The organism is Maricaulis sp., assembly GCF_048268525.1.
In the GTDB taxonomy this organism is placed as follows: domain Bacteria; phylum Pseudomonadota; class Alphaproteobacteria; order Caulobacterales; family Maricaulaceae; genus Maricaulis.
In genome coordinates, this window is record NZ_JBLWVH010000004.1 from 113,351 (window position 1) to 125,820 (window position 12,470).

The 12,470-nt window shown below is 64.5% G+C and carries 16 protein-coding genes; 10 read left to right on the top strand and 6 right to left on the bottom strand.

The window, feature by feature from the left end; genetic code table 11:
* Nucleotides 1–5: 5 nt before the first annotated feature.
* Together ACN0X9_RS03685 and purE are read right to left on the bottom strand one after the other, a co-directional pair.
* Complete coding sequence (locus ACN0X9_RS03685; protein WP_417486285.1) at nucleotides 6–1,085, bottom strand: 5-(carboxyamino)imidazole ribonucleotide synthase; 1,080 nt, start codon at nucleotides 1,083–1,085, stop codon at nucleotides 6–8.
* A 4-nt stretch (nucleotides 1,086–1,089) separates the two neighbouring features.
* Nucleotides 1,090–1,623, bottom strand: a complete 534-nt coding sequence (gene purE / locus ACN0X9_RS03690) for a 5-(carboxyamino)imidazole ribonucleotide mutase (protein WP_417486286.1) — start codon at nucleotides 1,621–1,623, stop codon at nucleotides 1,090–1,092.
* 143 nt (nucleotides 1,624–1,766) lie between these two features.
* Here purE and ACN0X9_RS03695 point away from each other — a divergent pair, with 143 nt between their 5' ends.
* Complete coding sequence (locus tag ACN0X9_RS03695; protein ID WP_417486287.1) at nucleotides 1,767–2,531, top strand: GGDEF domain-containing protein; 765 nt, start codon at nucleotides 1,767–1,769, stop codon at nucleotides 2,529–2,531.
* 27 nt (nucleotides 2,532–2,558) lie between these two features.
* On the opposite strand, the gene ACN0X9_RS03700 is transcribed toward ACN0X9_RS03695, so the two are convergent.
* A complete protein-coding gene (locus tag ACN0X9_RS03700) occupies nucleotides 2,559–2,771 on the bottom strand; it encodes a YdcH family protein (RefSeq protein WP_417486288.1) in 213 nt (70 codons plus the stop codon).
* A gap of 354 nt (nucleotides 2,772–3,125) precedes the next feature.
* Here ACN0X9_RS03700 and ACN0X9_RS03705 point away from each other — a divergent pair, with 354 nt between their 5' ends.
* From ACN0X9_RS03705 to ACN0X9_RS03720, 4 genes are read left to right on the top strand one after another with little or no spacing between them, the layout of a single operon-like run.
* Nucleotides 3,126–3,614 (top strand): hypothetical protein, encoded by a 489-nt coding sequence (locus ACN0X9_RS03705; RefSeq protein WP_417486289.1) that lies wholly within the window; start codon nucleotides 3,126–3,128, stop codon nucleotides 3,612–3,614.
* 9 nt (nucleotides 3,615–3,623) lie between these two features.
* Complete coding sequence (locus tag ACN0X9_RS03710) at nucleotides 3,624–4,022, top strand: hypothetical protein (protein WP_417486290.1); 399 nt, start codon at nucleotides 3,624–3,626, stop codon at nucleotides 4,020–4,022.
* A complete protein-coding gene (locus ACN0X9_RS03715) occupies nucleotides 4,019–5,023 on the top strand; it encodes a hypothetical protein (RefSeq protein WP_417486291.1) in 1,005 nt (334 codons plus the stop codon). Before ACN0X9_RS03710 ends, ACN0X9_RS03715 begins: the two co-directional genes overlap by 4 nt.
* A 9-nt stretch (nucleotides 5,024–5,032) precedes the next feature.
* Nucleotides 5,033–6,913: a vWA domain-containing protein gene (locus ACN0X9_RS03720; RefSeq protein ID WP_417486292.1), complete on the top strand. Its 1,881-nt coding sequence runs from the start codon at nucleotides 5,033–5,035 to the stop codon at nucleotides 6,911–6,913.
* Nucleotides 6,914–6,919: 6 nt separating this feature from the next.
* On the opposite strand, the gene ACN0X9_RS03725 is transcribed toward ACN0X9_RS03720, so the two are convergent.
* The gene (locus tag ACN0X9_RS03725; protein WP_417486293.1) at nucleotides 6,920–7,507 is read right to left on the bottom strand and encodes a UbiX family flavin prenyltransferase; all 588 of its coding nucleotides are present in this window, start codon (nucleotides 7,505–7,507) and stop codon (nucleotides 6,920–6,922) included.
* Nucleotides 7,508–7,595: 88 nt separating this feature from the next.
* Here ACN0X9_RS03725 and ACN0X9_RS03730 point away from each other — a divergent pair, with 88 nt between their 5' ends.
* From ACN0X9_RS03730 to ACN0X9_RS03740, 3 genes are all read left to right on the top strand, one after another.
* A complete protein-coding gene (locus ACN0X9_RS03730) occupies nucleotides 7,596–7,784 on the top strand; it encodes a YdcH family protein (protein ID WP_011644501.1) in 189 nt (62 codons plus the stop codon).
* A gap of 118 nt (nucleotides 7,785–7,902) precedes the next feature.
* On the top strand, nucleotides 7,903–8,769 hold the full coding sequence (locus ACN0X9_RS03735) for a tetratricopeptide repeat protein (RefSeq protein WP_417486294.1): 867 nt from the start codon (nucleotides 7,903–7,905) through the stop codon (nucleotides 8,767–8,769).
* Between the two features lie 108 nt (nucleotides 8,770–8,877).
* Complete coding sequence (locus tag ACN0X9_RS03740) at nucleotides 8,878–9,681, top strand: SDR family NAD(P)-dependent oxidoreductase (protein ID WP_417486295.1); 804 nt, start codon at nucleotides 8,878–8,880, stop codon at nucleotides 9,679–9,681.
* 79 nt (nucleotides 9,682–9,760) lie between these two features.
* On the opposite strand, the gene ACN0X9_RS03745 is transcribed toward ACN0X9_RS03740, so the two are convergent.
* On the bottom strand, nucleotides 9,761–10,429 hold the full coding sequence (locus ACN0X9_RS03745) for a DUF1013 domain-containing protein (protein ID WP_417486296.1): 669 nt from the start codon (nucleotides 10,427–10,429) through the stop codon (nucleotides 9,761–9,763).
* Between the two features lie 167 nt (nucleotides 10,430–10,596).
* Nucleotides 10,597–11,595, bottom strand: coding sequence for an NAD(P)H-quinone oxidoreductase (locus ACN0X9_RS03750; RefSeq protein ID WP_417486297.1), 999 nt, complete (start codon nucleotides 11,593–11,595; stop codon nucleotides 10,597–10,599).
* Nucleotides 11,596–11,656: 61 nt separating this feature from the next.
* On the opposite strand from ACN0X9_RS03750, the gene ACN0X9_RS03755 reads away from it, so the two are divergent.
* Nucleotides 11,657–11,854 (top strand): DUF1192 domain-containing protein, encoded by a 198-nt coding sequence (locus tag ACN0X9_RS03755; RefSeq protein ID WP_011644506.1) that lies wholly within the window; start codon nucleotides 11,657–11,659, stop codon nucleotides 11,852–11,854.
* 81 nt (nucleotides 11,855–11,935) lie between these two features.
* A complete protein-coding gene (locus tag ACN0X9_RS03760; protein WP_417486298.1) occupies nucleotides 11,936–12,463 on the top strand; it encodes a DUF1465 family protein in 528 nt (175 codons plus the stop codon).
* Nucleotides 12,464–12,470: the final 7 nt, after the last annotated feature.

The following is a 12,470-nucleotide window of genomic DNA, read 5'->3' on the forward strand; positions in this document are numbered from 1 at the left end:
CGCGCTCAGAGCGGGGAGAGCCGGTTTACATGCCCCATCTTGCGACCGGCGCGGGTCTCGCGCTTGCCATAGAGATGAAGGCGCGCCTGCGGATCAGCCGCGAGATCAGCCCAGACATCGGCGTCATGGCCGATCAGATTGGTCATCACGCAGGCCGAGTGGGCCGACGGGTCGCCCAGCGGCCAACCGGCGACGGCGCGCATGTGCTGTTCGAACTGGTCGCAGCCACAGCCATCCATGGTCCAGTGACCGGTATTGTGCACGCGCGGGGCGATCTCATTGACGATCAGCTCGCCCTCGCCAAGGTCGAACAGCTCGACTGCAAATACGCCGACATGATCCAGCCCGTCACCCAGGGCGCGGGCAATCTGCAGGGCGCGGTCCTGGGTGGCGCTGTCGAGCCGTGGAGCCGGGGCGGTGGTGGTCTTGAGGATGCCGTCTCCATGGACATTCTCGGTCAGCGGATAGGCCAGAACCTCGCCGCTCACCGAGCGGGCGGCCACGACCGAGAGTTCACGCCGGAACGCCGCCGCGCCCTCGAGGATGGCCGGCTGCTGGCCGATCGCCTCCCAGGCGATGCGGGCATCGCTCTCGCTGCGGATCCAGGCCTGGCCCTTGCCGTCATACCCAAAGCGCCGCGTCTTCAGCAGGGCGGGCAGGCCGATATCCTCGATCGCCGCTTCGAGGCCGTCGATATCGTCAACCTGGGCGAAGGGGACCGTCTTCACGCCCTGCTGGTTGATGAAATGCTTCTCGATGAAACGGTCCTGGGTCAGCTCCAGAGACCTGGCGCCCGGACGCAGGGGGGCGGCCGCCGCAGCGATGGCCACGGTTTCGACCGGGACATTCTCGAACTCATAGGTGATCGCGTCGCAGCGATTGGCGAAATTCGCCACCGCACCGGCATCATCCCAGGGCGCACAATAGCTGCGCGCGGCGACACGGCTGGCCGGGCAATCGGGCTCGGGATCATAGATATGGACGTCAAAGCCCAGCGCCGCGCCGGCCGTGGCCAGCATGCGGCCCAGCTGACCGCCGCCGAGGATTCCGATCACACTGCCCAGGGCCAGTGGCGCATCGCTCATGATGTCAGTCCTCGACCGTCACCGGAACGCTGTCGGTCTGGGCCTGGCGCCAGGCGTCGAGACGTTCGGCGACACCGGCATCCATCAGCGACAGGATGGAGGCGGCCAGAAGTCCGGCATTCTTGGCACCGGCATCGCCGATGGCCAGCGTGCCGACCGGCACGCCGCCCGGCATCTGCACGATGGAAAGCAGGCTGTCCTGACCGTTCAGGGTCTTGGATTTCACCGGCACACCGAGCACCGGCAGGCTGGTCATCGAGGCAACCATGCCCGGCAGGTGCGCCGCACCGCCGGCACCGGCGATCACCACCTTGATGCCACGACCACGCGCGGCCTTGGAAAACTCGACCAGACGGTCCGGCGTCCGGTGAGCGGATACGACCTGTGTCTCGTAAGCGATCCCCAGATCATCCAGAACATGGGCCGCCTTCTTCATCGTCGGCCAGTCCGAGCGCGAGCCCATGATGATGGCGACGTCGACGATGGCTGCGGACGGGGCTGCGGGAGAATTCGGGGACTGGGGCGATACTTCGCTCATGACGCTTCCTGCGCGGGAATAAGGAAGCGCGCGACCATAACTCTGACCGCGTGAAGGTCAAGATGATCCCGCAAAACCGGGGCAATCGGGCGCAAATCGGGACCTGTTTGACCGTTTCTTAACCACACTTGGCGAGCCTGAGCGTGAACAGAATCGAATTGGAACGTGCCATGCGCATCGGACCGACCTCCCCGACCGGGAACATTTCCCGCCCCGGCAAGACCGACAAAGCCCGCCGTGGCAGCGAGACGAGCGCGACCGCCGCGCCGTCGGATGCCGCCTCCATCATGGGCGTGCCGGAAGCCGAACTGACCCCGAATGTCCAGCGCGCCCTGTTATCGCTGATGGGTGAAGTCGATCAGCTCCGCAAGGAAACCGAACGCCTGCGCGGACGGGTCCGTGAACTGGAATCCCTGGCCGATCACGATGTCATGTTGCCGGTCCTGAACCGCCGCGCCTTCCTGCGCGAAGTCAGCCGCGCCCTGGCCCTGGCCGAGCGCCACAATGCGCCATCTGCCCTGGTCTATTTCGACCTCAACGGCTTCAAGGCGATCAACGACCAGTACGGGCACGCTGCCGGTGACGCCGCCCTGCACCATGTCTCCAACCTCCTCACCGCCCACATTCGCGAAACCGACGCTGTCGGCCGGCTCGGCGGCGATGAATTTGCGGTGGTGCTGACGCTGACCGGCGCCGAGGGCGCACAAGTAAAGGCCCAGGAATTGGCCGACCGGATATCGACAACGCCGTTCGATTATGCCGGACGGAAACTGACCGTCGGCACGGCCTGGGGCTGTCAGCCCCTGCAGGCCGGCAGCAAGGCCGAAGAGGTCATGGCCAGCGCCGATGCGGCAATGTATGCCTGCAAGCAAGCGCAGAAGTCCGACGCCGAGCGCAAACAGGCCTGACGGCAGTCAGGGCCGAGCCGTCGCCGGTCAGGCGATGATGTCGGGTGTCAGCTGGTCTTCCAGGTGCGAGATCGCATCCTTGATCCGCAGCTTTTCCTTTTTCAGACGCGCGTATTTGAGCTGGTCGATCACCCCGTTTTCGGTCAGCGCGTCAACCTCGTGATTGAGGGCGATGTGCTGTTCACGCAAACCCTCGATCTTCTCGGTCAGCGTCTGCTGGTCCAGGAATTCTCCGTCCATTCCTCAGCCGTCTCTTTCTGATCTGGTCCTGATCCGGTCGCAGCCCTCGTCGAACCGGCATCCCGTGGATTGTCATGCCGCGGACTGTCACCCCGCACGAAACCGGTTCGGCATCACGAGCCGTTTGTGCGCGCACATCTGCGTGGCGCTGCGCATAGGGTACCGGCATTCGTCGGTCAAATAAATTGCCGATCACGCTGCACATGCGAATAGCGGTCCTCGATCGCGCCTCCACCCACCCTGTGATCACGCGCGCCGCGAAACCGGTTTCATCAAAATACTGTCCATTTCCCTCCAGAGGTGTAGCGTGGAGCCCGACACGTCAGCCGACCTGGCACGAAGGGGGACCCTGCCATGACACGATCCTTGAAATCCGCGCTTGTCCTGATGACCGCAATGCTACCTCTGGCGGCCTGCGGTGGCGGTACAAACGAAGCCGGGACAGACGGCATCGGCAACGACAGCCCGGGCGGTTCTGAATCCGGGGAAACCATTGTGGCGATGGAACAGGACCTGGGCGGCATCCAGTCCCAGACCGGTGCCAATCTCGACCTGCCGGACGGCTTTCCCGACGATGTGGCGCATTATCCGGGCCTCAACATCTACGGGGCCAATGCGATTGCGGGCATGGGATTTTCTCTCGCTGCCCTGGCCGACGGCACGCCGGACGAAGTCGCGAACTTCTATTCCCGCGAGATGGTGGCATTGGGATGGACCGAAGCCGCCAACGCGCCCAGCGGCCCCGGCCATATGTTGCGGTTCGAGAAGGGTAGTCGCACCTTCACTGTCAATCTCATTCCCAATGGCGACACCACAACGCTGTCGGCAACAGCGCTCAACTAGGGTGCCGCCATGTCGCGACCCTTGGCCCGTTTCGGACTGAGCCTGCCCGTCATCCTCGCGGCCGTGCTCCTCGCTTTCGCCCTTGGCACCTATCTGGGCGGCCGATTTCTTGTGCCGCCCGGGCAGGGGCTGGCCGCGCCGGCCGAGGCGATGGGCTATGGCCTGCTCGCCGCCCTGATCGGCCTCGCGATCTCGGTTTTGGCGGCGATCAGGCTGCCGTTGAAAGCGCTTGGTATCTGCGCCCTGGCCGGGATTGTGGGCCTTGCCGGACTGGCAGCGTTCGTCGCCATCAAACTGATGGCGACCGAGCCGGCAGACCAGGACGGGACCAACGAGCTGCCTCCTCCCCGCACGACGGCCGTGCCGGAAGCAGCACCTGACACCCCCGGCGACGGGAGGCGGCCATGAGTATTGCGACAATCGCCGAACGTGCCCTCATACTGCTCGCCATCGGCATGCTCGCCCTGACCGGGGCGAATGCCGACGCCGACAACTGCCAGTCGGGCCCGATGCATCATGCCGTCCCGGTCAGCGGCGAGGTGTCCGGAGCGCGCCAGTTTGCCAGCGACCTTGGTTTTGGCTGGACCTTCCAGCTCGCGCCCGCACCGCATGGCTGGGACATCAATGTGCTGGATGAAAGCGGCTATAATCTCGCGCTTGCCACCTTGCCCGTCCATGGCGATACCAATCCGCGCTTCCTGTATGGCTGGCATTTCCGCAATTCAGCCAATACCGGCCCCAATGAGGGCGACGTCAACGCGCCCCAGCGCGAGCGTCGGTTCACCCTCAATGATCCGCGCGGCGGCGCATTCCGCGAGAACGGGCTGGGCTGGCTGGACATTGTCGATTTCGGACTGGCCGACCTCCAGCCCGGCGAGCGGGCCCGCATGGTCTACCTCCGGTTCAACGCCTGTGTGGTTGTCCCCAAGACCGACGAGGAGCGTGCCCGTGAACTGGACGCGCTCAGCCCGGTCTATATCGACGACGAGTTGGAGCTGATCCGCACCTGCGGCCTGGATCTCGCCTATCGTCCTGAGGCCTGGGTGATGCCGCGCCTGCTGAATGGTGATTTCGACGCCGATGGCGCCCATGATTTCGCCGTGCCGATCGTGCGCGAGGCGGATGGCCAGCACGGCATCGCGATCTGCCGCGCCGGAACATGGACTTCCATTCACGGCATCGACGACGCCCCGCCCGGCAGCGATCTTGTCCCCGGCTACTTCAACCAGGTCGAGGCTTGGAGCCTCGGCCCGCGCGACGCTTTGCCCGCATATGTCGGTGATCCGGGACTACCCGCCGGGGCCGGTGACGCCCTCACGATCGAGCGGATCGAGAAGTCCGCCTACAGCCTTTATTGGGACGGCACCGCCTTTCGCAGCCATCACCATTACACACTGGTTGAACCCTAGGAGACCGCCATGCGCTTTCTGATCGGGCTAAGCGCCCTCATCCTGCTGGCGATCAGCCCGGCATTCGCCCAGGACTGGCAGATCAGTGCACCTTCACAGGCGCATATCCGGCAGGATATCGAGGTCGACTGGATCGCCCCTGAAGCTCGTGGAGACATCCTCGAAATTCGCCCCGCCGACGGGGAAGGGCGCCGGCTCTCCTACGCCTACACCCAGAACAATCCCCAAGTGATCATGGCACCGGAGCCACCGGGTGAGTATTTGCTCGTCTATGTGTCCGGCGGCGAGGTCCGCGCCAGCCAGCCGCTGAGCGTGACCTTGCCCGATGCGTCAATCTCGGCGCCCGCAGCGGTCAGCGCCGGTGAAGCGGTCAGTGTCGACTGGACCGGGCCGGTGAGCCGCAGTGACCGGCTGACCTTCGCCGAACGCGATGGCGAACCGATACGCGGCACCAGCTATGCCTATGTCGGCAATCTGCGCGGCGGGCCGGCCTCGATGCGCGCACCGGCAGACGCGGGACGCTACGACCTTGTCTATGTAAGTGGTTCGACCATCCTCGCGCGCACCCCGATCGAGGTCGGCGGTATCGAGGCGACCCTGTCCGCCCCGGCGGAAGTTTTCCAGGGCGGCGCGGTCCGGGTGAGCTGGATCGGACCGGAAAACAGCCAGGACCGCATCACCTTTGCCGAGCGCGACGGCGAACCCCTGCCCGCTGCCAGCTATACCTATGTCGGCAATGCCGGCGCCGATGACAGCGCCATCCTGACCGCCTCGGAGACGCTGGGCGCCTATGACATCGTCTATGTCTCCAGCGGCCGGGTCATCGGTCGCACGCCCATCGATGTGGTCGCCGCCCATATCGATCTCGAAGCCCCTGACCAGACCCGGGCCTATGTGCTGTTCACCGCCACATGGACTGGAGCCGGCAATCAGGGCGACCGGGTCGATATGCGCGATGCCGACGGCGCGCTGGCCAGCTTTCGCTATATCGATCCCAATTCTCCGGACGTGCTGATTGGCGCGCCGGCCGAGCCGGGCGATTACACGCTCATCTATCTCAGCCGGGGCGGTCGCGAGATGGCGCGGCGGGCGATCTCCATCCTGCCCCCACCGGCGGAGCCGGGACAATTGCTGGTCGAACATGGCCGCGCCGCGCTCGGTCCCGAGGATGCAGTCGGCGTGATCCTCGATGCGTCCGGATCAATGCTCCAACGGGTCGGTCCGGAACGCCGCATCGCCATCGCGCGCGACACGCTGACCGGTCTGGTCAATGAGGCGATCCCCGCCGGGACCGGCTTTGCCCTTCGGGTCTTCGGCCATCGCGAAGCCGACAGCTGCCGCACCGATCTGGAACTCCCCCTAGCGCCGCTCGACCCGGCAGCTGCCAGCGGTGTGATCGCCGGTATCAACGCCATGAATCTCGCCCGCACACCGCTGGGTCGTTCAATCGAGTTGACCGCCAGTGACCTCGCCGACGTGACCGGTAAACGCGTGCTGATCGTGCTGACCGATGGCGAGGAAACCTGCGACGGTGACGCCGCGGCAGCGATCCAGGGCCTGCGCGATCGCGGCTGGGACATTCGCGTCAACATCGTCGGCTTCGCCATTGATGACGACACGCTGGAAGCCGAATTCGGCGCCTGGGCCGCCAGTGGCGGCGGCGAGTATTTCGGCGCTGCTGACGGCGCCGAACTGGCCGACGCGCTGACCCGCGCTGTCACCGGTCCTTATGAAGTGGTTGATCCGGAGAGCGGTGAAGCCATTGCCACAGGTCGCTCCGGCGAGCTGCTGACGCTGGCCGCCGGCAGCTATGTCATCCGATGGGGCAATGATGGCGAAACCCGGATTGAAGTCGTGGCCGGTGATGTCACCCGCATCACGCTGGAATAGCCGGCGTCAGCGCCGTCCGCCTTCCAGGTCCTCGCCCCAGCGGCGGGTGCCGTCCCAGTCCAGGCCGAACAGGTCGAGCGCCCGCCCGACCGACTGGTCAACCAGGTCGTCAATGGATTTCGGCTTGGCGTAGAAGGCCGGCAGGGGCGGACAGATGACCGCGCCCATTTCGGTCAGGGCTTCCATGGTTCGCAGATGGCCCAGGTGGAACGGTGTCTCGCGCACCATCAGCACCAGCCGACGGCGCTCCTTGAGCACCACATCCGCGGCCCGGGTAAGGAGGCTGGAAGTCACACCGGTGGCGATTTCAGACATCGTCTTCACCGAGCACGGCGCGATCAGCATGCCGCGGGTGGCAAAGGAGCCGGACGCGATCGGGGCGCCGACATCGGGCATTTTGTAGACATGGTCGGCCCGGGCCCGGAAATCCCTGATCGAGACGTCGGTTTCATATCCCAGCGTCATCTCCGCCGCCTTCGAGGCGACCAGATGGGTCTCGATGCCAAGCGCCTTCAGCGCCTCCATCGCCCGTATCCCGTAGATGATCCCGGAAGCGCCCGAAACACCGACAATCATCCGGTCCGGTTTCATCATATCTTATCCTCGAAACGTTTCGTGAGTAGACATAATGCGGGAACCTGTTTCAATCGAGTGTTCCACTTCACAAGAGGGAGACGTCTCCATGCCCATCGAAGCCCGCATCCGTGAGCTCGACGCCAAACATACGCGTCTGGATACACAAATCGACGAGGTCAAGAAGCACCCGTCGGCGGATTCCCTGGAACTGGCGCGCCTCAAAAAGCAGAAACTCCGAATCAAGGAACAGATAGAGGATCTGCGACTATCGGCGCACGTCACACTCACGGGTTAGCTGGTTACAACAGCGCAATCATCATCGGGGCGGCTTTCGGGCCGCCCTTTTTGCGCGCTACACTAGGCCCTGCGTTCAATAGACCCCATATTGAAGACGAGACCTTCCGGAGTACCTGATGCGTTTATCTGCCCTGCTTGCCGCCAGCCTCCTGCTCCTGCCCGCCGCACCCGCCTTCGGCCAGGCCGCGGCGACCAGCGAGCCCTCCGAATGCGCCGCCGGGCGGGCCGCGCTGGAACTTGGCAATACGTCGGAGGCGATCGATTTTTTCCGGACCTGTCTCGACCGGGCCGAACTCGACATGAATGCCGAGATCGGCATCTACGCGGCCATGGGAGCGGCGCACCTGTCGGAACAGGACTTCCAGGCCGCCCTGGACGCCTACAATTTTGCCTTCGCCATCGTTGAAACCAATGGTGGACGCGTCGTCGAGCCGACCCTGTACCGCAATCGCGGCATCGCGCGGTCGGAACTGGGCCAGCTGGATGGCGCGCTCGAGGACCTGCTGCAGGCTGCCGCCGCGGCTCCCGACGACACACTGACCCAGATCAATCTGGGTGTGGTCTATCAAGGGCTGGGACGCGAAGCCGAGGCCGTGGTCGCCTTTGATACAGTGGTCCGCCTCGAACCGGACTGGATCGGCGCCTGGATCAATCGCGCCGGCGCCCTGCTGGATGTCGGCATGACCGGTGCTGCCGTCGAGGACGCCCGCCGCGCTGTCGAACTGGCTCCGGAGGACGGTTCGGCCCTGAACATGTTGTGCTGGACCCTGATCCAGGATGATCGTGCTGAAACCGCCCTGCCCCTGTGCGAGATGGCGGTAGCGGCGGAGCCGGATGTCGGCGCCATCGTGCACTCGCACGCCGCCGCACTGGAGGCCGTCGGCCGCGCCGATGAGGCCCGCTCCCTGTATCGACGCGCCTGGCGCCTGTCCCCGGAAGACCCGGAAATCACCCAGGATTACGAGCGCACGCACAATCCCTGATCCGGCAGCCCCGTGTCGGGGAGGTGGCGATGGATTGCCAGCGCGCTCTGCCTGTGCAAGGTCAGCGGACTTGGAAAACGCCATTGGCGTTGGCTGTGAGGACTGAATATGGGTGACCGTGTCGCAATCATCACCGGTGGTGCCAATGGCATCGGCAAGGCCTGTGCCCGTCGCCTGTCCGAAGACGGCTGCCATGTCGTGATCGCGGATGTCGACGTTTCGGCCGGCCAGGCGCTGGCCGAGGAGCTTGGGGGCGACAAGGGCAAGGCATTGTTCGTGTCCTGCAATGTCGCTGACCGCCTTGCGGTCAACAATCTCCTGTCCGAAACCCGCTCGACCTTCGAGCGCCTGGACGTGCTCGTCAACAATGCCGGCATCGTCGCGGGCGGCGATATTCTCAGCCTGTCTGAATCCGATTTCGACAAGGTGATGGGCGTCAATCTGCGCGGCGCATTCCTGGTCGCCCGTGAGGCCGCCCGGCAGATGGTTGAACAGATCGAGGAAGATGGCGAACGGGCCGAGGATGTCCGCCGCCGATACGCCATCATCAACATGTCCTCGGTCAATGGCGTCATGGCGATCCCCGATCAGCTGGCCTACTGCGCCACCAAGGGCGCGATCAACCAGATGACCAAGTCGATGGCCCTGTCGCTGGCCAAATACGGCATCCGCGTCAACGCGATCGGACCGGGCAGCATCAATACCGACGTGCTCAAGGCGGTAAACGACAATCCAGAAGCGATGGACAAGATCATGTCACGCACCCCGCTGCAGCGGATCGGAGACCCCGATGAGATCGCCTCGGTCGCGTCCTTCCTGGCCTCAAGGGACGCCAGCTACATCACCGGCACCACCATCTACGCCGACGGGGGCCGCATGGCGATGAACTACACGGTCCCCAAGGGCGGTTAGCCCCGTCCGGGCAAACTGACAAAAAAGGCCTGGAACCGGCGGGTTCCAGGCCTTTTGTCTTTATCGGGAGTAGCCCGGCCTATTCGGCCTTGGGACCACCGAACAGGGTTTCCAGGTCGATCTCCGCCTCCTCGGCCGGCTTTTCTTCCGACTGGTGCAGGTCTTCCTGGGCTTTCAGCGTGTCGGTCAGCAGCTCGGGATTTTCTTCCTCGAGCTTGCGGCGACGGGCCGAGGCCTTCTTGACCTGCTCGTCGAGATCGATCTGCGTACACAGACCCAGCGAAACCGGGTCGGTCGGCTTGATGTTGGACGAGTTCCAGTGACTGCGCTCGCGCACGGCCTGGATCGTCGTCTTGGTCGTGCCGATCAGCTTGGAGATCTGGGCATCGGCCAGTTCCGGGTGATTGCGGACCAGCCAGGCAATGGCGTCCGGGCGGTTCTGGCGGCGCGACAGCGGCGTATAGCGCGGGCCACGACGCTTGGCCGGCTGGTGGAGGCCGGAGTATTTCGGCTTCACCACCGTCATCCGGTACTTGTCGCTGTTCTCGGCTTTCTCGATCTCTTCACGCGTCAGCTGACCGTTGGAGATCGGGTCGGCGCCGCGGACACCGACAGCAACGTCGCCATCAGCAATGCCCTTCACTTCGAGCGGATGCAGGCCGCAGAAATCGGCGATCTGGTCGAAGGTCAGCGAGGTGTTGTCGACGAGCCAGACGGCCGTCGCTTTCGGCATCAGGATCTCGGTCATGATCTCAGCTCCCAAGGGAAAAATTTTAAGGGCACAAAAACAAGAAAAGCCCGACGCGGCGGCCGGGCTTGGGCTTCCGACGCTGGAGGCAGGTCTGCACCATCCAGCGATTTGATGCATTTATAACGCAGACCGGGGCCGCTGCAAAGCCGGGCCGCCTGCACAATTCAGCAAAGCAGAAGTATTTTTCCAGCATGCTCGCCGGAATCGAGCCGTTCGTGTGCGGAGCGTACATCGTCAAGATCAAAGCGGCTGTCGATGAGCGGCCGCATCTTCCCGTCCGCGATCCAGGGCCAGACCGTCTCGCGAACAGCGGCGGCCAGACGGGCCTTCTCCTCGACCGGGCGGGCCCGCAGGGTCGAGCCGGTCAGGGTGATCCGCTTGAGCATGACCCGCATCAGGTCGACCTCGACCCGGCTGCCGGCCAGAAAGGCGATCGAGACGATCCGCGCCCCGACCCGGGCGCAATTGATATTCTTCTGGACATAGCCGCCACCGACCATGTCGAGAATGACATCGGCCCCGCCCGCTTCGGTCACCACCGTCTCGAAATCGGTGTCGCGGTAGTTGATGGCGATATCGGCGCCAAGCTGACGGCATTGCGTGACCTTCTCGGGGGTACCAGCTGTCGCGATCACCCGCGCCCCGGCCGCCTTGGCCAGCTGGATCGCGGTCGAGCCGATGCCGCTTGTGCCGCCATGGACCAGAAGTGTTTCGTCTCGCGACAAGGCGCCAGTCTCAAACACATTCGTCCAGACCGTGAAGACCGTTTCCGGCAAACCGGCCGCATCCTCCACCGGCAGCCCGTCCGGCACAGGCAGCACCGACCCGGCAGGCGCCACGGAATACGCCGCATATCCGCCGCCGGCGACCAGGGCACAGACAGCCTCACCGACCTTGTACCCGGTCACGCCCTCACCCAGCGCCTCGACATGGCCGGCGACTTCCAGGCCCAGCCCCTCCGGCGCGCCGGGCGGGGCTGGATAGAAGCCCAGACGTTCGACCTGGTCGGGCCGGTTGACCCCGCAGGCGGTGTTGCGGATCAGGATTTCACCGGCAGTTGGCGTCGGCACGGGGCGCGCGACCACGTCCAGCACGTCAGGCCCGCCGGGCTCGCGCGCGATTACGATACGGTTCACTTCGGGCTTCATCTCAGTCTCGGTCATGGGACTTTGGCCTCCATCGCGCTATTATCTACCTGCACAAAGCTCATGTGGAGGCCAGACCATGTTTCACGACGAGGAAAGCATCGCAAGCCAGCGCGCCAAACAAGGCATCATTCCGGGCGAGGATCTGAGCGCCCTGTCGCTGGACGATCTGGCCGAACGGCGCACCGTGCTGGAGGCCGAAATCGCACGGATCGACGAGATCACTGACAAAAAGAAGGCCGGTTTGAACGCAGCCGACGCCGTGTTTAAGTTTTGATCAAACTCTTTGGGCACTGTGTGGCCCAAGCCTTGCTACGATTCGCCCATCATCCGTGATCGACGCACAAATGGACTCGCAATGACCGATAGTCAGACACCGACCCTCTTCCCCGCCGGCGGCGCGCCTGCCGCCCGGGCCCAGGACTTCGCCGCTTCGGAAATGTTCCAGAAGCTGTTCCGCGAAGGCATGGACATGGTGGAAGAGACGGCCAGCTATCTGGACGGGCCAGGGCGCGATGATTCCAAGTCGCTGGATCGCGCCGGGGCGCTCTCCTATGCGACCGAGAGCATGAAGCTGACCACGCGCCTGATGCAGGCTGCCTCCTGGCTGCTGGCCCAGCGGGCTGTCGCCGAAGGCGAAATGTCGGCCGAGGCGGCAACGGATGGCAAATACCGGCTCACCGCCGATCGTCCGGGCGAAAACCTGTGGCCGGAAGGCGAAACCCCGCCGGCCGTGCTGGGCGACCTGGTACGCCGCTCACGCTCGCTCTATGCCCGCCTCAAGCGGATTGATGACAATCTCTATGTCGATGGCGTGATCGAAGCGGAAGCCAATCCGGTCGCCGACCAGATGGCCATGCTGCGCGGGGCCTTCGGCCAGCGCTGACGATTGC